The organism is Meridianimarinicoccus sp. MJW13 (assembly GCF_014901205.1).
Taxonomy (GTDB): Bacteria; Pseudomonadota; Alphaproteobacteria; order Rhodobacterales; family Rhodobacteraceae; genus Meridianimarinicoccus.
On the sequence record NZ_JACNMU010000004.1, the window covers coordinates 331433 to 352369 of the forward strand.

General features: G+C 66.5%; 19 protein-coding genes. 9 read left to right on the plus strand and 10 right to left on the minus strand.

Going from position 1 to position 20937, the window contains the following annotated elements; genetic code table 11:
• Positions 1–44: 44 nt before the first annotated feature.
• From H8B03_RS09375 to choX, 9 genes are all read right to left on the minus strand, one after another.
• The gene (locus tag H8B03_RS09375; protein ID WP_193141473.1) at positions 45–1427 is read right to left on the minus strand and encodes an META domain-containing protein; all 1383 of its coding nucleotides are present in this window, start codon (positions 1425–1427) and stop codon (positions 45–47) included.
• Positions 1424–2698 carry a molybdenum ABC transporter ATP-binding protein gene (gene modC / locus H8B03_RS09380; protein ID WP_193141474.1) on the minus strand — a complete coding sequence of 425 codons (1275 nt, stop codon included), beginning with the start codon at positions 2696–2698 and terminating at the stop codon, positions 1424–1426. Before modC ends, H8B03_RS09375 begins: the two co-directional genes overlap by 4 nt.
• The gene (modB, locus tag H8B03_RS09385) at positions 2695–3393 is read right to left on the minus strand and encodes a molybdate ABC transporter permease subunit (RefSeq protein ID WP_193141475.1); all 699 of its coding nucleotides are present in this window, start codon (positions 3391–3393) and stop codon (positions 2695–2697) included. Before modB ends, modC begins: the two co-directional genes overlap by 4 nt.
• Positions 3390–4154, minus strand: a complete 765-nt coding sequence (modA, locus tag H8B03_RS09390) for a molybdate ABC transporter substrate-binding protein (RefSeq protein ID WP_193141476.1) — start codon at positions 4152–4154, stop codon at positions 3390–3392. Before modA ends, modB begins: the two co-directional genes overlap by 4 nt.
• A gap of 112 nt (positions 4155–4266) precedes the next feature.
• Entirely contained in the window at positions 4267–5424 is a 1158-nt protein-coding gene (locus H8B03_RS09395) for an acetate/propionate family kinase (RefSeq protein WP_193141477.1), read from the minus strand.
• Positions 5421–6800, minus strand: coding sequence for a bifunctional enoyl-CoA hydratase/phosphate acetyltransferase (locus H8B03_RS09400; protein WP_193141478.1), 1380 nt, complete (start codon positions 6798–6800; stop codon positions 5421–5423). The genes H8B03_RS09395 and H8B03_RS09400 overlap by 4 nt, the downstream gene beginning before the upstream one ends.
• Before the next feature lie 394 nt (positions 6801–7194).
• On the minus strand, positions 7195–8208 hold the full coding sequence (gene choV / locus H8B03_RS09405; protein ID WP_193141479.1) for a choline ABC transporter ATP-binding protein: 1014 nt from the start codon (positions 8206–8208) through the stop codon (positions 7195–7197).
• The gene (choW, locus tag H8B03_RS09410) at positions 8205–9038 is read right to left on the minus strand and encodes a choline ABC transporter permease subunit (protein ID WP_193141480.1); all 834 of its coding nucleotides are present in this window, start codon (positions 9036–9038) and stop codon (positions 8205–8207) included. Before choW ends, choV begins: the two co-directional genes overlap by 4 nt.
• 50 nt (positions 9039–9088) lie before the next feature.
• Positions 9089–10015 (minus strand): choline ABC transporter substrate-binding protein, encoded by a 927-nt coding sequence (gene choX / locus H8B03_RS09415; RefSeq protein ID WP_193141481.1) that lies wholly within the window; start codon positions 10013–10015, stop codon positions 9089–9091.
• A 78-nt stretch (positions 10016–10093) separates the two neighbouring features.
• Here choX and betI point away from each other — a divergent pair, with 78 nt between their 5' ends.
• Genes betI through betA form a run of 4 tightly spaced genes read left to right on the plus strand, consistent with a single transcriptional unit; the run spans position 10094 to position 15317 of the window.
• Positions 10094–10681 carry a choline-responsive transcriptional repressor BetI gene (betI, locus tag H8B03_RS09420; RefSeq protein ID WP_193141482.1) on the plus strand — a complete coding sequence of 196 codons (588 nt, stop codon included), beginning with the start codon at positions 10094–10096 and terminating at the stop codon, positions 10679–10681.
• A complete protein-coding gene (betC, locus tag H8B03_RS09425) occupies positions 10678–12186 on the plus strand; it encodes a choline-sulfatase (protein WP_193141483.1) in 1509 nt (502 codons plus the stop codon). Before betI ends, betC begins: the two co-directional genes overlap by 4 nt.
• 4 nt (positions 12187–12190) lie before the next feature.
• Positions 12191–13648 (plus strand): betaine-aldehyde dehydrogenase, encoded by a 1458-nt coding sequence (betB, locus tag H8B03_RS09430; protein ID WP_193141484.1) that lies wholly within the window; start codon positions 12191–12193, stop codon positions 13646–13648.
• A gap of 10 nt (positions 13649–13658) precedes the next feature.
• A complete protein-coding gene (betA, locus tag H8B03_RS09435; RefSeq protein WP_193141485.1) occupies positions 13659–15317 on the plus strand; it encodes a choline dehydrogenase in 1659 nt (552 codons plus the stop codon).
• Between the two features lie 150 nt (positions 15318–15467).
• Here the strand turns inward: betA and H8B03_RS09440 are convergent, their stop codons facing one another.
• Complete coding sequence (locus tag H8B03_RS09440; protein ID WP_193141486.1) at positions 15468–15683, minus strand: DUF1127 domain-containing protein; 216 nt, start codon at positions 15681–15683, stop codon at positions 15468–15470.
• Positions 15684–15875: 192 nt separating this feature from the next.
• Between H8B03_RS09440 and rbsK the strand changes: the two genes are divergently transcribed.
• From rbsK to H8B03_RS09465, 5 genes are all read left to right on the plus strand, one after another.
• Positions 15876–16799 carry a ribokinase gene (gene rbsK, locus H8B03_RS09445; RefSeq protein ID WP_193141487.1) on the plus strand — a complete coding sequence of 308 codons (924 nt, stop codon included), beginning with the start codon at positions 15876–15878 and terminating at the stop codon, positions 16797–16799.
• A 147-nt stretch (positions 16800–16946) separates the two neighbouring features.
• Complete coding sequence (locus tag H8B03_RS09450) at positions 16947–18110, plus strand: acyl-CoA dehydrogenase family protein (protein ID WP_193141488.1); 1164 nt, start codon at positions 16947–16949, stop codon at positions 18108–18110.
• Positions 18107–18910, plus strand: coding sequence for an EcsC family protein (locus H8B03_RS09455; protein ID WP_193141489.1), 804 nt, complete (start codon positions 18107–18109; stop codon positions 18908–18910). Before H8B03_RS09450 ends, H8B03_RS09455 begins: the two co-directional genes overlap by 4 nt.
• Positions 18907–20511 carry a carboxyl transferase domain-containing protein gene (locus tag H8B03_RS09460; protein WP_193141490.1) on the plus strand — a complete coding sequence of 535 codons (1605 nt, stop codon included), beginning with the start codon at positions 18907–18909 and terminating at the stop codon, positions 20509–20511. The genes H8B03_RS09455 and H8B03_RS09460 overlap by 4 nt, the downstream gene beginning before the upstream one ends.
• 3 nt (positions 20512–20514) lie before the next feature.
• On the plus strand, positions 20515–20937 hold the full coding sequence (locus H8B03_RS09465; protein ID WP_193141491.1) for an ASCH domain-containing protein: 423 nt from the start codon (positions 20515–20517) through the stop codon (positions 20935–20937).

Genomic DNA, 20937 nt, shown 5'->3' on the forward strand with positions numbered 1-20937 from the left:
CGCAATCTTGCGACGGGGCGGCACGCTGGGTCGGGGCCGCCGGCTCAGGGTAGGTAGACGGCTTCGAGCACCGCCAGCGCTTCGCCGTCTTCGTCCAGCAGCATCAGGCTTTGACCCGCGATTTCCCAATGGCGGGTGGCGGTCAGAACCTGGGCGAACGCCTGTTCCCAGCCGTCCAGCGGCGGGGGACAGGCCATCAGGGTCGACAGGCCCCGTTCGAAACGCAGGCCGTTCTCGCCGTCACGGGCATAGCTGCCGCCCATTCCGTTGCAGCCCACCGTTGCCTGATAGGCGCTGTCCGCGCCGCCGCGCAGCAACAGATGCGGCTCGCGCCCGCCCGGCTGTGCCGCGACGGCTTCGCCGTTCAGCCGCGCGATCCGCCAATAGGTGTTCTCAAGCGCCGCCGGAGCCCGGTGCCGGTCGCAGCTGCCCTCGGGCCAGACGCTGACGAAACGGTCCACGATCAGGCTGCGCCGGTCGGGGCCTTCCATCGCCGGGCGCAGTTCCAGCCGTCCCATGACCGTGGCCATCAGTGGCGCGCCGGGGGCCGGGCGGGCTTCGGCATAGGCGCGTTCCAGCGCCGGGTAGTCGCCGGACATCTCGACCGGATAGGTCTTGCCGGTCAGGCAGACCTCGAATTGCGCGGCATCGGCCAAAGTGGTGACCAGCCCCTGCAGGGGCAGTTGCAAATCGGTTTCCGTCAGGCTGCCGGTGCTTTCCAACTCATAGGGCAGGTCGCTGTCGATCACCTTGCCCTGCATGTCCAGCGCGCGCAGGCGATCCGGTCCCTGGATCTCCCATTGCAGCGGCATTTCGGCAGCGCCATGCAACACCAGTGCACCGCGCGCCGCATCCACATACCATTGCCCGACCTCGTCGCGGGTCAACAGGGGCGCCTTGCCCTGCCACACCCGGCGCATGTGATAGGTCTGGTCGGGCCACAGATCCAGATGATGGGCGATGCCGTCGCAATCGGCGCAGGGCAGGATGCCGGTGAAGGTCGCGGGCAGGCGCAGCCCATGTGCCCCGATGACCGGCTGATCAGCGCCGGCCACGGCCACCAGTTGCAGGACCGGGGCGTCGGTGCCGTCGTCCAGTACCGGCACCACCGTGTCGGTGACATACAGAAGCTGCCCCGCCGCCCCTGTGACCCGGCCGCGCACCGCGTAGCGGTGGCGCGGATCCAGACCGGCGGCGTCATAGTCGATGGCAAAGGGCCAGCCATAGGATTGCGGCGGCGCAAAGGCGCTGCGGCCCAGTTCGACCGCCGGCGCATCGGCCAGCGAGATGTCTTCCAGCACCGCCTCGAAACTGGCCCCGCCCGGCGCCTTCACGCCCGAGGGCATCTGCGCCCGGCCTTCCAGCGTCTCGGCGCCCGCCGCGCCTGCCAAGACCGCCATCACCATTCCCGACAGAAGGCTCTTCATCGCGTTTGCTCCCCGTTGTCGCCCGCCGTGCCGGGCGCATCTTGATCCTCGCCCGCCGTGCCGGGCGCATCTTGATCCTCGCCCGCCGTGCCGGGCGCATCTTGATCCTCGCCCGCCGTGCCGGGCGCATCTTGATCCTCGCCCGCCGTACCGGGCGTGTCCTGATCCTTGCCCGGATTGGCCGGGTCCACAACACCCACGTCCAGCCGCGCCACCGAGACCGATTTCGCCACCGCGTGACAGGGCACCCCCGGCGCCAGCCTCAGCGCCTCGGCCGACCGCCGCGTGACCCGTGCCAGCAGTCGGTCGGCACCGATGCGCAGTTGTACCATGACCCCCGGCCCGGCGCCGCCGCGCATCTCGATGACCTCGCCGGGAAGAATGTTCAACGCCGACAACCCCTCGGGCCGCCCACGGGAAAGGATCACGTCCTGTGCCTCGATCCGCACGCGCACTTGCGCCCCCACGGCGGCCTGAAACCGTGGCAGGAACAGCGATCCGGCCGAGACGCGTACCTCGCTCAACCCGTCTGCATGATGCGCCGCCACCTGCCCGGTCAGGACCGAGCCGGCCTCGCGCACACCGATGGTGCGCACCGCCGAGAGATCCGACAGCACCTCGGTGGCCGGGCCCACACGCTCCACCCGGCCCGCGTCCATGGCCACCACGGTGGTCGCCAGCCGCGCCACTTCCGAGGCCGAATGGCTGACGAAGACGATGGGGATGCGGGTGTCGTCGCGCAGCCGTTCCAGATGCGGCAGGATCTCGGCCTTGCGGGCCTCGTCCAGCGCGGCCAGAGGTTCGTCCAGCAACAACAGGCGCGGGTCCGACAGCAACGCCCGGCCGATGGCCACGCGCTGACGCTCGCCCCCCGAAAGAGCACCGGGACGGCGGGCCAGCAGCGCCTCCAACCCCAGCAGCCCGACCACATGATCGAGCCCCGAGCGCCGCCCGCGTCGCGAAAACCGCTGGCCGTAGATCAGGTTGTCCCGCACGTTCAGATGCGGAAACAGCCGCGCATCCTGAAACACATAGCCGACGCGGCGACGATGCGGCGGCAGCCACAGGCCGGTGTCGGTGTCGCAAAGAACCTCGCCACCCACCGAAATGCGCCCCCGGTCGGGCCGCAGCAACCCGGCCATTGCATTGACCACGCTGGTTTTCCCCGAGCCCGAGCGCCCGAACAGGGCGGTGACCCCGTCAGGCGCCTCGAAGCGTACGTCCAGCGCAAAGCCCGGCAGGGTGTGGGTCAGGGAGACGGCAACACTCATCGCCCACCCACCCGTGCCGCGATGCGCGCCGCCACCAGCTCCGACACCAGCAGGGCCGCCATGGCCACCGTTACCGACAGGGCCACCAGCCAGAAGACCGCCGGTTGCGCGCCGGGCACCTGCAGGAAGGCATAGATGGCCGAAGGTACGGTGCGGGTCTCGCCGGGGATCGACGAGACGAAGGTGATGGTGGCGCCAAACTCGCCCATGGCCTTGGCATAGCCCAGAACCGCCCCGGCCAGGATGCCCGGTGCGGCCATCGGCAGGGTCACGGTGGCAAAGACCCACAGCGGCGGCGCTCCCAGCGTTCCTGCGGCCTCTTCCAGTTTCGGGTCGACGGCCTCGATGGCCAGGCGGATGGCGCGCACCATCAGCGGGAAGGCCATGATCGCAGCGGCCAGGGCCGCACCGGTCCACCGAAAGGCCACTTCGAGGCCCAGCACCGCCAGCCCCCGGCCAAGAGGCCCCTGCGGCCCGAAGGTCAGCAGCAGCAGATAACCGGTGACCACCGGCGGCAGGATCAGCGGCAGATGCACCAGCCCGTTGACCAGCCCCTTGCCCGGAAACCGCCAGCGCGCCAGCGCATAGGCGGTAAAGATCCCAAACGGCAGGCTGGCGGCCACCGCCCAGAACGACACCTTCAGCGACAGCGTGATGGCCTGCCAGACCTCGGGGGAAAACCCGGCTCCGCTCATGGCATCACCGTGAAGCCATGGCGCGCGAACACCGCGCTGGCCTCTGGTCCCGACAGATAGGTCAGAAAGGCCGCTGCCGCCGCCGAGGCGTCGGGCATCAGGGCCGCGGGATAAAGGATCGGGGGATGGCTGCGCGGATCGAACTCGGCGCGCACCGCAACCCGCGGTTCGGCCTGCGCATCGGTGCCATAGACAATCCCCATCTGCGCCGCCCCAAGCGCCACCAGCGCCAATGCGGCGCGCACGTTGTCGGCTTCCACCACCTGCGACTGAAGTTCTGCCCACAGGCCCAGGTTCTCCAGCGCCGCGCGCCCATAGATACCGGCCGGCACGGCGTCGACCAGCGCCATCGCCAGCCGCCCTTCGCCCAGGTCCCGGGTCAGGCCGGACAGGTCCAGCGGTGCCGCCCCGGTGGGCCCGACCAGCACCAGACGGTTGCCCAGCAACGCGCGGCGGCTGACCGGATCAATCGCCCCTTCGGCCTCCAGCCAGTCCATCCAGGCGGTGTTGGCCGAAAGGAACACCTCGGCAGGGGCGCCTTGGGCGATCTGGCGGGCCAGTCCCGAACTGCCCGCATAGGCCGCCCTAAGGTCATGCCCGGTCGTGGCCTCCCACCCGGTTGCCACCTCATCCAGCGCGGTCTTCAGGCTGGCGGCGGCAAAGACCGTCACCTCTTCCGCGCGCGCAGCGCCGCAGGCCAGGAAAACCAGCACCCCGACCAGATGACACCACCGCACGCTTCGCGCCAAACATCCCAACATGACCGCAGACTGGCCGAGGCCGCCCTGCACCGCAACCGCCGCCAGGCCGGTTCCAGGTCTTTTTCTTGTCACAAATACTCCCGCCGGAGGCAAGAAAACCGCGGCCCGTCCGTCAACCATCAATCCGCGCATTCACCGCCCGCGCAATGACCAGTTCCTCGTCGGTCGGGATGACACGCACGGTCACCGGCCCGGTCGAGATCACGGGCGCCGACTGCGCATTGGCCGCCGCATCCAGCGTGATCCCCAGCCAGTCCATCCCGGCACAGGCCTGGGCCCGCACCAGCGCCGAGTTTTCACCGATGCCGGCCGTAAACACCAGCGTATCCAGCCCGCCCAGAACCGCAGCCAGGGCTCCCAGCTCGCGCCTGATGCGCGAGACGAAATAGGCGATGGCGGCGCGCGACGCCTCGGTATCGGCGGCTTCCAGTTCGCGCATGTCGTTGGAAACACCCGACAGCCCCTTCAGCCCGCTTTGCTTGTACAACAGGTCGGTCACCGCTTCCGGCGTCATGCCGCGCTGTTGCAACAGGTAGAGCACCACACCGGGATCAAGCTGACCGCAGCGCGTGCCCATGGCCAGCCCTTCCAGCGCCGAGAACCCCATGGTCGAATCCACCGATTTCCCGTCGCGCAGGGCGCACATCGAGGCGCCATTGCCCAGATGCGCCACAACGGTTCGGCCCCGTGCCGCGACGGGATCCAGACGGGCCAGTTCGCCGGCGACATAGGTGTAGCTGATCCCGTGAAACCCGTAGCGGCGCACGCCTTCGTCATAGAAACGGCGGGGCAGGGCGAAGGTCTCGTTGACCCAGGGCTGCCCGCGATGCAGGGCGGTGTCGAAACACCCCAGTTGCACCGCGCCGGGAAACGCCAGCCGGGCGCCACGCACGGCCGTCAGATTGTACGGCTGGTGCAGCGGCGCAAAGGGCGCGAACCCTTCCAGATACGCCATCGTGTCGTCATCCAGCAGGGCCGGGGCGTCGAACCGCGGGCCGCCATGCACGATGCGATGGCCCACACCGGCCACCTCGGCCCCGGACAGGACCGGGCGCAGGGCCTCCAGAATGGCCCGAAGCACCCCCTGATGATCGTCCTGGCCGATCGGGGTCGTCGTCCGGGTGCCCTGCCAAGCCAGCGTCAGCGAGGCCGCGTCCGAGCCGAGCCGATCCACTTTTCCCTCGGCCAACTCGACAGGGGGATCGCCCACCGCATACACCGCGAACTTGATCGAGGAGGAACCTGAATTCAGCGTCAGAATACGGCTCACAGGGCAGTCCTTTTTGCATAGAGCGCGGCGATGGCGCAGGAGGCCAGCCGCGCCTTGTCGTCATCCGAGCGCGAGGTCAGGATGATCGGGCAGCGGGCGCCCACAACGATGCCGCCAGCCTCGGCGTGGGCCACGAACGTCAATTCCTTGGCCAGCATGTTGCCGCTTTCCATGTTCGGCGCGATCAGGATCTCGGCGCGGCCCGCGACCATCGACTTGATGCCCTTGGTGCGCGCCGCCCCCATGTCGATGGCATTGTCCATGGCCAGCGGCCCGTCCACCATGCCGCCGCGGATCTGGCCGCGATCGGCCATTTTCGACAGCACCGCCGCATCCAGTGTCGAGGGGATCTTGGTGGTCACCGTTTCCACTGCCGACAGCACGCCCACCTTGGGGGTCTCGATCCCCAGGGCGCGGGCAAGGTCGATGGCGTTCTGGACGATGTCGACCTTGGTTTCCAGATCCGGCGCGATGTTGATCGCCGCATCGGTGACGAACATCAGGTGTTCCAGGCCGGGCACGTCCATTACGAAGATATGGCTCAGCCGGCGTCCGATGCGCAGCCCGCCCTCACGCTTCATCACCTGCCGCAGCAGGTCGTCGGTGTGCAGGTGGCCTTTCATCAACGCCTGCACCTTGCCCTCCAGGACCAGTTTCACGCCCAGGGCGGCGGCATCGCGGTGGGTGTCCACATGGATCACCTCAAGCCCCGAGATGTCGGCACCAAGCTCCTGCGCGGCGGCAGCGATCTTGACGCTGTCGCCAATCAGGATCGGTTGAATGATGGTGTGCTCATGGGCCAGAAGCGCCCCGCCCAGCGAGTTGGCTTCTTCTGGCGCAACCACGGCGGTTGGCATCGGGTCCAGCGGCTCGGCCTCGGCCAGCAGCTTGTCGAAATGCTTGTGCCGCCGCACGCTGAGACCGGGCATGTCGGCGGAGTCGAAGCTGATGTCGCCTGTCGGGGCAATCACCTCGGCCTGGCCATCCAGAATGCGGGTGCCGTCGGGCAGTTCGACCCAGGTGTCGAAGGTGACCCGGTTGCCATCGCCCTTGCCGGTCAGCCGCACCTTGGCGATCAGTTCGTCACCGGCGACGGCGCGGCCCAGGAAGCGATGGGTCTGGCTGAGATAGACAGTACCCGGCCCCGGCAACTGGTTGCCCAGCACCGCCGAGATCAGCGACCCGACCCAGGCGCCCGGCGCCACCGCCTCGGGCAGGCCATCGCCATCTCCGTCTTCCGAGGCCAGGTGCAACGGATTGAAATTGCCCGAGGCATGGGCAAAGACATAGAGATCATCGGCCACGCACAGTCGGCGGGTTTCGGCTTCCATGCCAACGGAAAGCTGGGCAAACGGCGTGTTGCGCAGGATCTTCATCAGGTGTCCTTTCCGGGGTGGGTTCCCCGTGGAGCTTTGGGACGGAACGAGCGCTGGCCACGCGATATGGCAAGGACCAGCGGGCGCATCCGACGACGCGACGGCTGGCGTCGGCCAGGTGCGTATGTACCGGCCGGCGCCGCGAAGACAGCTGCGTGTGTGATGCTGCAAGCGCCGGACAGATCTGTGCCGCGCCCCGCGACCGGCGCGGTCTTGCCTGAGAGGGAGACCATCGGTGCCTCGTGAAATGATTGCGCTTTGCCATAGCGCGTCAGGCCCATAGAAATAAGATGGCACGCAGCGGCACCTTGATCGAAATCAGTCCTTGGGGCGCAATGTCGTCAAAGTGTCATCGACCTTGCCGCAGGGCGCTGAAATTTGCGGCAATCCGGGCCTAGCCCTTCAGGCGTTCGACCACGGTCTTGGCGGTGACGGTGCCGATGATCTGGCCGTTTTCCTCGACCAGCATCTGACCGTCGTCGGACAGTTGCGCCATCACGTCAGCGACGGTGGTTTCAGGATCGATGCGCGGCGCATCCGAAGCGGCCGCCGGGCCCATCACATCGCGGGCGGTCAGCACGCCCAGCGGATTCATATGGGCCACGAAGTCGGCCACATAGTCTGATGCCGGGTCCGAGAAGATGTCGCGCGGGGTGCCGCATTGCACGATCCGCCCGCCTTCCATGATGGCGATGCGATCGCCCAGCTTGAAGGCTTCGTCCAGATCGTGGCTGACGAAGATGATGGTGCGCCGGAGCCGCCCCTGAAGCTCGATCAGCTCGTCCTGAAGGCGGCTGCGGATCAGCGGATCCAGCGCCGAAAACGGCTCGTCCATCAACAGGATCGGCGCGTCGGTGGCAAAGGCGCGGGCCAGCCCGACGCGCTGCTGCATCCCGCCCGACAGCTCGCCCACCTTGTGTTCGGCCCAGTCCGACAGCCCGACAAGTTCAAGCTGTTCGTCGATCTTGCGGCGGCGTTCGGCGAGGCTCATGCCCGCCAGTTCCAGACCCAGACCGGCGTTTTCGCGGACGCTGCGCCAGGGCAGCAGGCCGAATTGCTGGAACACCATGGCGACGCGATGCTGGCGGATGTGGCGCAGGCTGCGGGCATCGGCATGGGTGACCGAGACCATGCGGTCGCCGTCATTGACGCGCACCTCGCCGCGTACCACCGGGTTCAGCCCGTTGACCGCGCGCAGAAGCGTGGATTTGCCCGAGCCCGACAGGCCCATCAGCACAAGGATCTCGCCCTCGGCCACCGACAGGCTGGCGTTGTGGACGCCCAGAACCTGGCCGGTCTGCTCTTGAATCTCGGGGCGGGACTGGCCCGCATCCATCAGCGGCAGGGCGGTGTCGGGGCGATCCCCGAAAACGATGTTCACATCGTCGAACTCGACAGCAGCGCTCATTGATCCGGCACCCTCAGCATCCGATCCAGCAGGATGGCCACCACCACGATGATGAAGCCGCTTTCAAAGCCCAGCCCGGTGTTGACCTGGTTCAGGGCCCGTACCACCGGAACCCCCAGCCCGTCGGCCCCGACCAGCGCCGCGATCACCACCATCGACAGCGACAGCATGATGGTCTGGTTCAGCCCGGTCATGATCTGCGGCAGCGCATAGGGCAATTCGACCTTCCACAGCGTTTGCGAGGGGGTGGCGCCGAAGGCCTGCGCGGCCTCAAGCAGCGGTTTCGGGGTCGAGGCCACGCCCAGCTGCGTCAGCCGGATCGGTGCCGGCAACACGAAGATCACCGTGGCGATCAGGCCGGGCACCATGCCGATGCCGAAAAACACGATCGCCGGGATCAGGTAGACGAAGGTGGGCAGGGTTTGCATCAGGTCCAGCACCGGCCGCATCGCCTGATACAGGTGCGGGCGGTGTGCGGCGGCGATGCCGATGGGCACGCCGACCCCCATGCAGACCACGCAGGCCGACAGCACCAGCGTCAGGCTTTCGGTGGTTTCTTCCCAGTAGCCCTGGTTCAGGATGAACAGGAAGCCCAGCACCACGAAGGCCGAGATCTTCAGGCTGCGCTGCAACCCATAGGCCGCCAGCGCGAACACCGCGACGACGATCAGCGGATGCGGCGTTTGCAGCACCCAGAGGATCGCCTCGATCAGCCATTCCATGGCCTCGGCCAGCCCGTCGAAAGCCCAGGCACCATTCACCTGCAACCAGTCAAAGAAGGCTTCCGCCCAGTCTCCGACCGGGATCTTGTTGTCAGTCAGCCAGGTCATGGCGCCCCTTTCGGTTCAACCCTCCGGGCGAACCCGGAGGGTCAGGATCGTCAGTCCGCCAGTTCCGCCGCGACCGCGGCCTGCGCGTCGCCGCCATCCTTGGTCGTCACGCCATCGAGCCAGCCCATCACCACGTCGGTATTGGCTTTCATCCAGGCTTCGGCCGCATCATCGGGATTTTCGCCATCGTTCAGGATGGCGCCCATGATCTCGTTTTCCATGGCCAGCGTGAACTTCAGGTTCTTCAACAGCGCGCCGACATTCGGGCATTCGTCCACGTAACCGGCGCGGGTGTTGGTATAGACCGTCGCGCCACCAAAATCGGGGCCGAACCAGTCGTCGCCGCCTTCCAGATAGGTCAGCTCGAAGTTGGCGTTCATCGGATGCGGTTCCCAGCCCAGGAAGACCACCGGATCGCCCTTGCGGGTGGCGCGGGCCACCTGCGCCAGCATCCCCTGTTCCGAGCTTTCCTTGACCTCGAAATCCTTCAGGCCAAAGGCGTCGGCCGCGAACATGTCCATGATCAGGCGGTTGCCGTCATTGCCCGGCTCGATGCCATAGATGGTGTCATCCAGCGCGTCGGCATGGTCGGCGATAGAGGCGAAAGAGGTGATGCCAAGCGCCGCGCCGGCGGCATTGGTTGCCAGCGTGTATTTCGCGCCTTCAAGGTTCTCGCGCACGGTGTCGACGGTGCCTGCTTCGCGGTAGGGCGCGATGTCGGCTTCCATCGTCGGCATCCAGTTGCCCAGGAACACGTCGATGTCGCCCTTGGCCATCGAGGTATAGGTCACCGGCACCGACAGGACCTTCACGTCGGTCTCATACCCAAGCGCATCCAGGATCACCGTGGTGGCCGCGGTGGTGGCGGTGATGTCGGTCCAGCCGACATCGGCAAATTTGACTTCGCCGCAATCGGCGGCGGCGGTGGTGGCGGTGAGGGTCAGCGCCAACGCCGTGCTGGCCAGGAATTTGGTCATGAGGACTCCCTGTGTTTTATTGATTGACGAGTCAATTAAGAACCGAAAGAATGAATTTTGCAACAGGTAAGGTCGAAAATGCCAAAACTGGGAATGGAGCCGATCCGCCGCCAGACGCTGGTGGCCGCCACCATCGCCGAGATCGGTGCGGCCGGGTCGCTTGAGGTGACGATGAGCCAGATCGCCCGGCGGGCGGGGGTGTCCAGTGCCCTGGCGCATCACTATTTCGGCAGCAAGGACAAGCTGTTCCTGGCGGCCATGCGCACCGTTCTGACCGATTTCGGCACCGAGGCGCGGGAGGCGTTGGCCGGGCAGACCGATCCGCAGGCGCGGCTTCGGGCCATCGTTCAAACCTGTTTCGCCCCGGCCAGTTTCCGGCCTGGCGTGGTCGCGGCCTGGCTGAACTTCTATGTGCACGCGCTGAATTCCGACGCCACCCTGCGGCTGTTGCGGCTTTATCGGCGGCGGTTGCACAGCAATCTTGTGCACGATCTGCGCCCCCTTGTCGGCGCGCAGGCCGAGGAGATCGCCGAGACCACCGGCGCCCTGATCGACGGGCTGTATATCCGTCAGGCCCTGAAGTCCGACGGACCGCTGGCCGACGCGGCGGTACGCCATGTCATGGCCTATCTTGATCTGGCCATCGCTGCCGGTTCCCGCGCATGACCCGTCCCAACATCCTGATCCTGATGGTGGACCAGTTGAACGGCACGCTGCTTCCCGACGGGCCCGCCGATTGGCTGCACGCGCCGAACCTCAAGGCGCTGGCGGCGCGCTCGACCCGCTATGCCAACGCCTATACGGCTTCGCCCCTGTGCGCGCCGGGACGGGCCAGCTTCATGTCGGGTCTGCTGCCGTCGCGGACGCGGGTCTATGACAATGCCGCCGAGTTCACCTCGGACATTCCGACCTATGCCCATCACCTGCGCCGGGCCGGGTACCAGACCTGCCTGTCGGGCAAGATGCATTTCGTCGGCCCCGACCAGTTGCACGGGTTCGAGCAACGCCTGACCACCGACATCTACCCTGCCGATTTCGGCTGGACGCCGGACTACCGCAAGCCTGGCGAGCGGATCGACTGGTGGTATCACAACATGGGGTCGGTGGCCGGAGCGGGGGTGGCCGAGACCTCCAACCAGATGGAATACGACGACGAGGTCGCCTTCCACGCCACCGCCAAGATCCGCGATCTGGCGCGCGGCCATGATCCGCGCCCGTGGTGCCTGACGGTCAGTTTCACCCATCCGCATGATCCTTACGTGGCGCGCAAGGACTACTGGGACCTGTACGAAGGCTGCGCCCATCTGGCGCCGCAGATCCCGGCCATGCCCTATGCCGATCAGGACGCTCATTCCAAGCGCATCTTCGACGCCAACGACTGGCGCAGTTTCGACATCACGGAAACGGATATCGCCCGGTCGCGCCGCGCCTATTTCGCCAACATCTCGTATCTGGATCACAAGATTGGCGAGATCCTGCGGGCGCTGGAGGCCACCCGGCAAGAGGCGGTGATCGTCTTCGTGTCCGACCACGGCGACATGCTGGGCGAGCGCGGGCTGTGGTTCAAGATGTGCTTCTATGAAGGCTCGGCGCGGGTGCCGCTGATGATCGCGGCACCGGGCATGGCGGTCGGTCGGGTGGACGATCCGGTCTCGACGCTGGATGTGACGCCGACCTTGTGCGAGTTGGCGGGCGTGGACCTGCAGGAGGTCTCCCCCTGGGTCGAAGGGGTGTCTTTGGCGCAAGTCGGGCCGGGGGATGTGCGCGGCAAGCCGGTGGCGATGGAATACGCCGCCGAAGCCTCGAACGCGCCGCTGATCGCATTGCGTTCGGGGCGCTGGAAATACACCAACTGCGTGCTGGACCCCGAACAGTTGTTCGATCTGGACACCGACCCGCACGAGCTGACCAACCTTGCCGATGACCCGGCCCATGCCGGAACCCTGGCCCATTTCCGCGACCTGGCCGCCGACCGCTGGGATCTGGCGCAATTCGATGTGCAGGTGCGCGAAAGCCAGGCCCGCCGCTGGATCGTCTATGAGGCGCTGCGCAACGGCCGCTATTTCCCGTGGGACTTCCAGCCCCTGCAAGAAGCCTCTGAACGGTTCATGCGCAACCACATGGACCTGAACAAAGTCGAAGAAAACCAGCGCTTCCCGCGCGGAGAGTGACCCGATGCCCCAGACCGCCCAACCCCGTGCCAGCCACTATATCAACGGCGCCTTTGTCGAGGACACCGCCGGCGATCCGATCGCGGTGATCTATCCCGCCGATGGCAGCCCCATCGCGACCCTGCACGCGGCAACACCCGCCGTGGTGGAGCAAGCACTTGCGGCAGCGCAGGCGGCCCTGCCGGCGTGGCGCGCCATGACCGGCACCGAGCGTGGCCGCATCCTGCGCCACGCCGCCGACCTGATCCGCGACCGCAACCGCGACCTGTCGGTGCTGGAAACGCTGGACACGGGCAAGCCGCTTCAGGAGACGTTGGTGGCCGATGCCGCCAGCGGCGCCGACGCGCTGGAATACTTCGGCGGGCTGGCCGGCAGCCTGACCGGCGAGCATATCCAGCTTGGCAGCGATTTCGCCTATACGATCCGCGAGCCGATGGGGATCTGCGTCGGCATCGGCGCCTGGAACTATCCCACCCAGATCGCCTGCTGGAAGGCCGCCCCGGCACTGGCCTGCGGCAATGTGATGATCTTCAAGCCATCGGAAACCACGCCTTTGGGGGCGCTGAAACTGGCCGAAATCCTGACCGAGGCAGGCCTGCCCGACGGCGTGTTCAACGTGGTGCAGGGCATGGGCGCGGTGGGGGCCGCACTGGTGGGGGATACGCGGGTCGACAAGGTGTCGCTCACAGGCTCGGTCCCCACGGGTCGAAAGGTCTATGCGGCTGCTGCGGCGGGGATCAAGCATGTGACGATGGAACTGGGGGGGAAATCTCCGCTGGTGATCTTCGACGATGCGGATCTGGAAAACGCCGTCAGCGCCACGATCAATGCGAATTTCTATTCCTCGGGCCAGATCTGTTCAAACGGCACCCGCGTGTTCGTGCACAAGGGGGTGAAAGAGGCGTTTCTGGACCGACTCGCCGCCCGAGTCGGCACGGCGGTGATCGGCGATCCGCTGGATGAGGCCACCAATTTCGGCCCCATGGCGACCGAGGCGCAGGGGCAGATCGTGCTGGACTATATCGCCAGGGGCGTGTCCGAAGGCGCGCGGCTGGTGCTGGGCGGAACGCGGCTGGACCGTCCCGGCTGTTACATTGCGCCGACGATCTTTGCCGATGTGACCGACGCGATGGCCATCGCCCGCGAGGAGATTTTCGGCCCGGTGCTGTCGGTGCTGGATTTCGAGGAGGAGGCCGAGGTTCTGGCCCGCGCCAATGCCACCGCCTTTGGGCTGGCGGCAGGGGTTTTCACCCGCGATCTGGCCCGCGCGCATCGCGTTGCGGCAGGGTTCGAGGCCGGCACCTGCTGGATCAATACCTACAACCTGACGCCGGTGGAGATGCCCTTCGGCGGCGTCAAGGCCAGCGGTGTCGGGCGCGAGAACGCCAAGGCCGCGATCGAGCACTATTCGCAGCTCAAGACCGTCTATGTCGGCATGGGCGATGTCGAAGCCCCGTACTGAGGAGCCTGCCATGCAAGCGGATTACGTGATCGTCGGGGCCGGATCGGCAGGCTGTGCCATGGCCTACCGGCTGTCCGAGGCCGGGGCCTCGGTTCTGGTCATCGAACATGGCGGCACCGATGCCGGGCCGCTGATCCAGATGCCCGCCGCGCTGAGCTATCCGATGAACATGTCGCGCTATGACTGGGGGTTCAAGACCGAGCCTGAACCGCACCTGGGCGGGCGGCGGCTGGTCACCCCGCGCGGCAAGGTCATCGGCGGATCGTCGTCGATCAACGGGATGGTCTATGTGCGCGGCCATGCCGGGGACTATGACCATTGGGCCGACAGCGGGGCCGAGGGCTGGGCCTATGCCGATGTGCTGCCCTATTTCAAACGCATGGAAGACTGGCACGACCGCGGTCAGGGCGGCGACGCGGGCTGGCGCGGGCAGGGCGGGCCGCTGCATGTCACGCGTGGACCCCGCGACAACCCTTTGCATACGGCCTTTGTCGAGGCCGGGCGGCAGGCGGGCTATCAGGTCACCGACGATTACAACGGGCGCCAGCAAGAAGGTTTCGGCCCGATGGAGCAGACGGTCTGGAAGGGCCAGCGTTGGTCGGCGGCCAATGCCTATCTGAAACCGGCGCTGAAACGGCCCAATTGCGATCTGGTGCGCGGTCTGGCGCGCCGGGTGGTGGTCGAGGCCGGGCGCGCCGTAGGGGTCGAGATCGACCGGGGAGGAAAGATTGAGGTCATCGGCGCACAGCGCGAGGTGATCCTTGCGGCCTCGTCGATCAATTCGCCGAAACTGTTGATGCTGTCGGGCATCGGCCCGGCGGCGCATCTGGCCGCGCATGGGATCGCGGTGGTGGCGGATCGGCCCGGCGTTGGCCAGAACCTGCAGGATCACCTTGAGATCTACCTGCAAATGGCGGCAAGCCAGCCTGTTACCCTGTTCAAGCATTGGAACCTGTGGGGCAAGGCGATGATCGGCGCGCAATGGCTGTTCACCCGAACCGGACTTGGCGCGTCGAACCAGTTTGAAAGCGCGGCCTTCATCCGATCCAGGGCCGGGGTGCGTTATCCCGACATCCAGTACCATTTCCTGCCCATCGCCGTGCGCTATGACGGGCAGGCGGCGGCGGAAGGACATGGATTTCAGGCCCATGTTGGGCCGATGCGCTCGGCCTCGCGCGGCGAGATCACCTTGGGGTCATCGGATCCGGCGGCCGCGCCGCGAATCTTGTTCAACTACATGAGCACGCCCGAGGATTGGCAGGATTTCCGCACCTGCATCCGCCTGACCCGCGAGATCTTTGCGCAAGAGGCGTTCAAGCCCTTCGTGAAGCACGAAATTCAACCGGGTGCGGCGTTGCAGAGCGATGACGAGTTGGACGGGTTCCTGCGCGAGCATGTGGAAAGCGCCTATCATCCCTGCGGCACTTGTCGCATGGGACGCGCCGACGACCCGAAGGTGGTTGTCGATCCGGCGTGCCGGGTGATCGGGGTGGACAGGTTGCGCGTGGCCGACAGTTCGATCTTCCCGCGGATTCCCAACGGGAACCTGAACGGGCCGTCGATCATGACGGGTGAGAAAGCGGCGGATCACATTCTGGGAAAAGGCATGTTGGCGGCGTCCAATGCCAGGCCGTGGATTCATCCAGAGTGGCAGACGGCGCAGCGCTAGGGCCGATGGTTCGGGCGCGCTTTCCGGGTATGTGATTGATAGAACGGTAGAAAGCCGTAACCTGCTGGACGCAGCCCCATTGGGCATGGTCCGCAGGGCCTGTGGCGCGCCGGCCCCCAAATGGTCAGGGGCCTGCGCGAAGAGGGGGTCTTACTTCATGCCTGCGGCTTCACGAGCCACGGCAGGGATGTCCGAGCGCGAAAGGCCCAGGTCGTTCAGATCGCGGTCGCTGAGAACCGACAGTTCGTTGATCGTCACGCGATAGGTTGCCCGGCGGGTGCGATGGGCCCGGAACGCGTCGAGGGCGCGTTCGATGCGGTTGACGATGGAGTTCTCATACGTGCGGATGTCTGCGGTAAAAGCCATGGGTGTGACCTTTCATAATTGTTTGTCGGGGCAGCACTGTCTGCCTCTGCATACGAATATAGGCGAATGCTGCACCTGCACAATGAATGCTAGCGCAAACCCGGAATGCCGCAGGCGCATAGGCCGTTGCAGTTGCGGGCGGGCGTTGTTTGCGCAAGGCTGGCCCGGAATGATCGGATCAGGGAGGTCGGCATGACGGCGCGCGTTGTGGTTCTGGGAATATTCGTGGCGGATACGACCTATCGGGCAGAACGGATGCCCCGGCTGGGGGAAACGATCCTGGGCAACAGCTTCGTGCTGGGCCCCGGCGGCAAGGGGTCCAACCAGGCGGTGGCGGCGGCACGGGCCGGGGGCGACGTGCGGATGCTGACCAAGCTGGGGCAGGATGACTTTGCCGAAATGGCGCTGGGGGTCTGGACCGGGGCAGGCGTCACACCGGTCATCAGTCAAAGCGCCGAATCTTATACCGGGGCCGCGTTCATCTATGTCGAGGAATCCTCGGGCAACAATGCGATCATCGTGGCGCCGGGGGCGGCGGCGACGATCTCGGCCGGCGACGTGGATGGCTGGGGCAATGAAATCGCGCAGGCCTCGGTTCTGTTGACGCAGTTGGAGCAGCCGCTTGATGCCGCCTATCGGGCGCTGGAACTGGCGCGCGAGGCCGGGGCGGTGACGATCCTGAACCCGGCGCCCGCGGCCTCCCTGCCTGACGACATGCTGGCGTTGTGCGACTACCTGACCCCCAACGAATCCGAGGCCGAAGGGCTGACCGGCATCGCCGTGCACAGCGTCGAGGATGCGCGCAAGGCAGCCGAGGCGTTGTTGGAAAAGGGCGTCGGCCGGGTCGTGGTCACGCTGGGCGAAAACGGTGTTCTGCTGCACGGGCGGGATCGCAGCCTGCACATCCCCGCCATCACCGCCGGTCCCGTGGTGGAAACCACCGGCGCAGGCGATGCCTTTAACGGCGGCTTTGCCACGGCCCTTGCTGGCGGCGCCGGGGCAGAAGAGGCCGCGCGGTTCGGCGTCGCCACCGCCGGTGTCTCGGTCACCCGTCCCGGGGCCGCGCGGTCGATGCCGGACCGGGCCGAGATCGAGGCCCTGCTGGCCGGACGCTAGGCGCAATTTCCATTCCCCAACCAGCGGAGCGGCGCGCGGTGATGCGATGCCGCGCGTGCGTTTGGGACTTGATCCCAAGAATTAAACAAGCGTACAATTAAATCAGAGGAAGCGTCCGGCGAACGGCCGCCAAGGGGAGGGAGCGGCATGTTCACCGCAAGCATGAGTTTCGATCTGGGCGAGGATATCGCCGCGCTGCGCGACATGGTCCACCGTTGGGCACAAGAGCGCGTCAAGCCGTTGGCCGCGGCCACCGACCGCGACAACACCTTTCCGAACGAGCTTTGGACCGAGATGGGCGAATTGGGCCTGCTGGGCATCACCGTGCCCGAGGCCGATGGCGGGTCCGGCATGGGCTATCTGGCGCATCTGATCGTGGTCGAGGAACTGGCGCGGGTGTCGGCGTCGATCTCGCTCAGCTACGGGGCGCATTCGAACCTGTGCGTGAACCAGATCAAGCTGAACGCCACCCCCGATCAGAAGGCAAAATACCTGCCGGGGCTGATTTCCGGGGAGACCGTGGGCGCGCTGGCCATGTCCGAGGCCGGGGCCGGGTCCGACGTGGTGGGCATGAAGCTGCGCGCCGAGAAGAAGAACGGCTACTACACGCTGAACGGCTCCAAGTACTGGATCACCAACGGGCCGGACGCCGACACGCTGGTGGTCTATGCCAAGACCGATCCCGAAGCGGGCTCGAAAGGCATCACCGCGTTCATCATCGAGAAGTCGATGACCGGCTTTTCGACCTCGCCGCATTTCGACAAGCTGGGGATGCGCGGCTCCAACACCGCCGAGTTGATTTTCGACAACGTCGAGGTGCCCTTCGAGAACGTGCTGGGCACCGAGGGCAAGGGCGTGCGCGTGCTGATGTCGGGGCTGGACTTCGAACGGGTCGTGCTGTCGGGCGTGAACATCGGCATCATGGCCGGCTGCATGGACGAGGTCATGCCCTACATGCGCGACCGCAAGCAGTTCGGTCAGCCGGTGGGCGACTTCCAGTTGATGCAGGGCAAGATCGCCGACATGTATGTCGCGCTGAACACCTCGCGCGCCTATGCCTATGAGGTCGCCAAGGCCTGTGACCGGGGCGAGGTCACCCGGCAGGATGCGGCGGGCTGTGTGCTCTATGCGTCCGAAGAAGGCATGAAGGTGGCGCATCAGGCGGTGCAGGCCATGGGCGGCGCCGGTTTCCTGAACGACAGCGTCGTCAGCCGTATGTTCCGCGATGCCAAGCTGATGGAGATCGGGGCCGGTACCAGTGAAATCCGCCGGATGCTGATCGGGCGCGAATTGATGGGAGCCATGGGGTGAGCAAACCGGTGGCCCACGGCACAACCCAGACCCTGACCGATGCCATCACCCGTGTTCTGAACGAACAGCGCGCCTATGAGGATGCGCGGGCGACCCGGATGGGGCAGGGGGCCGAACGGCTCACTGCGCCCCTGGGTAGCCTGATCGGCAGGGCGATCCCGGCCTCGGCGGTGCGCCGCGCGCTGGATCTGGCGGATCGGGCGGCGGGGGCCACGGTGCCGAACTTCCTGTTCGACCATGACAGCGCCGATCTGGCCGCCTGCGAGGCGACAGCCTTGAAGGTGCAGGCCTGGGCGCAGGGGATGAACGCCGCCTCGGGCGGGGTCGCGGGCTTCTTCGGCATGGCGGGCATGACCGCCGATATTCCGGCCACGCTGACGCTGGCCGCGCGCAATGTCCGGGCGACCGGCATTTCCTATGGGCTGGACGGCAGTAACGAAGACGAACGTCTGTTCCGGCTGATGGTGCTGGAAGTGGCCACCGTGCAGGCCGGCGACAAACGGCGCGAGACGCTGGACAACCTCAACACGCTGGCCCGGCATCTGGCCTCGCCCGAGGGGCGGCTGGTGCTGGAAAAGACCGGCGGCTGGGTCACCGACAAGGTGGCCGAACGTGTGGCCCGCGCCCTTGGGGTATCGCTGGCCGGGCGCAAGGCGGGACAGGTCGTGCCGGTACTGGGCGGCGCGGTGGCGGCCACCGTCAATGCCAGTTTTCAGGCCGATGTGGCGCGCGCCGCGCGATATGCCTACCGCCAGCGCTGGCTGATGGCGCGGCAGCTTTTGTCGGGAGAGGCCTCATGAAACTGACCAGTCAGATCCGCACCGGGTCGGAAACCTTCGCGGCCAACCGGACGGCACATCAGGCGGCGATGGATCGCATCGCCGAGGCCGCACAGGTCGCCATGGCCGGCGGCGGCGAGAAGGCCCGCGAACGCCATCTGTCGCGCGGCAAGATCCTGCCGCGTGAACGGGTGTCGCGGCTGCTGGATCCGGGCTCCCCCTTCCTTGAGGTCGGGTTGTTCGCGGCGCATGGGCTTTATGACGGGGCCTCGCCTTGCGGCGGGGCGGTGGCGGGCATTGGCCGGGTCGAGGGCCGCGAGGTCATGGTCATCTGCAACGATGCCACCGTGAAGGGCGGCACCTATTACCCGATGACGGTGAAAAAGCACCTGCGCGCGCAGGAGATCGCCGAGCAGAACAACCTGCCGTGCGTCTATCTGGTGGACAGCGGCGGCGCCAATCTGCCCAACCAGGACGAGGTGTTCCCCGATCGCGACCATTTCGGGCGCATCTTCTTCAACCAGGCCAACATGTCGGCCAAGGGCATCCCGCAGATCGCCGTGGTCATGGGATCGTGCACCGCCGGGGGGGCCTATGTGCCTGCCATGTCCGACGTGACGATCATCGTGAAGGATCAGGGCACGATCTTTCTGGCCGGTCCGCCACTGGTCAAGGCCGCCACCGGAGAGGTGGTGAGTGCCGAGGATCTGGGCGGCGGCGACGTGCACACCCGGCTGTCGGGCGTGGCCGACTATCTGGCCCGTGACGATGCCCATGCGCTGGCGCTGGCCCGGCGCGCCGTGGCCAACCTGAACCGGACCAAGACACAGACGCTGGACCTGCGCACGCCCGAGGATCCGGCCTATGATCCGGCCGAGATGCTGGGCGTCGTGCCTGCCGATCTGAAGACCCCCTATGACATCCGCGAGGTCATCGCGCGGCTGGTGGATGGCTCGCGCTTTGACGAGTTCAAGGCGCGCTACGGCACCACGCTGGTCTGCGGCTTTGCCCATGTGATGGGAATGCCGGTGGGGATCGTCGCCAACAACGGCGTGCTGTTTTCCGAAAGCGCCGTGAAGGGCGCGCATTTCGTGGAACTGTGCTCGCAGCGCGGCATCCCGTTGGTGTTCCTGCAGAACATCACCGGTTTCATGGTGGGCCGCGCCTATGAAAGCGGCGGCATCGCGCGCGACGGAGCCAAGCTGGTGACGGCGGTAGCGACGACGCAGGTGCCCAAGATCACCATGTTGGTGGGCGGATCGTTCGGCGCGGGCAACTACGGCATGTGCGGGCGCGCCTATTCTCCGCGCTTTCTGTGGACCTGGCCCAATTCGCGCATCTCGGTCATGGGCGGCGAGCAGGCCGCCGGGGTGTTGGCGACGGTGCGCCGCGAGGCCATCGAGCGCAAGGGCGAGAGCTGGAGCGCCGAGGAAGAAGCCGCCTTCAAGCGTCCCACCATCGAGATGTTCGAGGAACAGAGCCACCCGCTCTATGCCTCGGCGCGGCTGTGGGATGACGGCATCATCGATCCGCGCAAGAGCCGCGATGTGCTGGCGCTCAGCCTGTCGGCGGCGCTGAACGCGCCGATCCCGGACGCGCGCTTTGCGCTCTACAGGATGTAGCCGATGACATTGGACGACGTGAAACAGCGCTATCCGGGGGCCGAGACCTTCAAGTTCGGGGACGGACCCGCCCTGTCGGCGCAGCTTCTGGACCTGGTGCGCAGGGGGCGCAAGACGGCGACCTGCGGCGCCCTGCGCGACTTCGGCCCGGGCGGCGAGGCGATGCCCGAGGCCGGGCGGCGCGACATCGCGCTGAACTGGGACGGCACCCCGGCGCTGGTGATCGAAACCGTCTCGGTCAAGATCATGCGCTTTTGCGATGTGCCCGAGGCCTTCGCCCTGGCCGAAGGGGAAAACGACACGCGCGAGGGCTGGGCCGCCGATCACCGGGCCTATTTCGCGCGCCATGGCGGCTATGCCGCCGACATGATGCTTGTGTGCGAGCGGTTCAGGCTGGTCGAAGATCTGCAATCCGGGGAGAGTTGA

Coding starts and splice junctions, on each gene's coding strand:
- H8B03_RS09375 (WP_193141473.1), bottom strand. CDS start 1,427: ATGAAGAGCCTTCTGTCGGGAATGGTGATGGCGGTCTTGGCAGGCGCG.
- modC (WP_193141474.1), bottom strand. CDS start 2,698: ATGAGTGTTGCCGTCTCCCTGACCCACACCCTGCCGGGCTTTGCGCTG.
- modB (WP_193141475.1), bottom strand. CDS start 3,393: ATGAGCGGAGCCGGGTTTTCCCCCGAGGTCTGGCAGGCCATCACGCTG.
- modA (WP_193141476.1), bottom strand. CDS start 4,154: ATGTTGGGATGTTTGGCGCGAAGCGTGCGGTGGTGTCATCTGGTCGGG.
- H8B03_RS09400 (WP_193141478.1), bottom strand. CDS start 6,800: ATGAAGATCCTGCGCAACACGCCGTTTGCCCAGCTTTCCGTTGGCATG.
- choV (WP_193141479.1), bottom strand. CDS start 8,208: ATGAGCGCTGCTGTCGAGTTCGACGATGTGAACATCGTTTTCGGGGAT.
- choW (WP_193141480.1), bottom strand. CDS start 9,038: ATGACCTGGCTGACTGACAACAAGATCCCGGTCGGAGACTGGGCGGAA.
- choX (WP_193141481.1), bottom strand. CDS start 10,015: ATGACCAAATTCCTGGCCAGCACGGCGTTGGCGCTGACCCTCACCGCC.
- betI (WP_193141482.1), top strand. CDS start 10,094: ATGCCAAAACTGGGAATGGAGCCGATCCGCCGCCAGACGCTGGTGGCC.
- betC (WP_193141483.1), top strand. CDS start 10,678: ATGACCCGTCCCAACATCCTGATCCTGATGGTGGACCAGTTGAACGGC.
- betB (WP_193141484.1), top strand. CDS start 12,191: ATGCCCCAGACCGCCCAACCCCGTGCCAGCCACTATATCAACGGCGCC.
- betA (WP_193141485.1), top strand. CDS start 13,659: ATGCAAGCGGATTACGTGATCGTCGGGGCCGGATCGGCAGGCTGTGCC.
- H8B03_RS09440 (WP_193141486.1), bottom strand. CDS start 15,683: ATGGCTTTTACCGCAGACATCCGCACGTATGAGAACTCCATCGTCAAC.
- rbsK (WP_193141487.1), top strand. CDS start 15,876: ATGACGGCGCGCGTTGTGGTTCTGGGAATATTCGTGGCGGATACGACC.
- H8B03_RS09450 (WP_193141488.1), top strand. CDS start 16,947: ATGTTCACCGCAAGCATGAGTTTCGATCTGGGCGAGGATATCGCCGCG.
- H8B03_RS09460 (WP_193141490.1), top strand. CDS start 18,907: ATGAAACTGACCAGTCAGATCCGCACCGGGTCGGAAACCTTCGCGGCC.
- H8B03_RS09465 (WP_193141491.1), top strand. CDS start 20,515: ATGACATTGGACGACGTGAAACAGCGCTATCCGGGGGCCGAGACCTTC.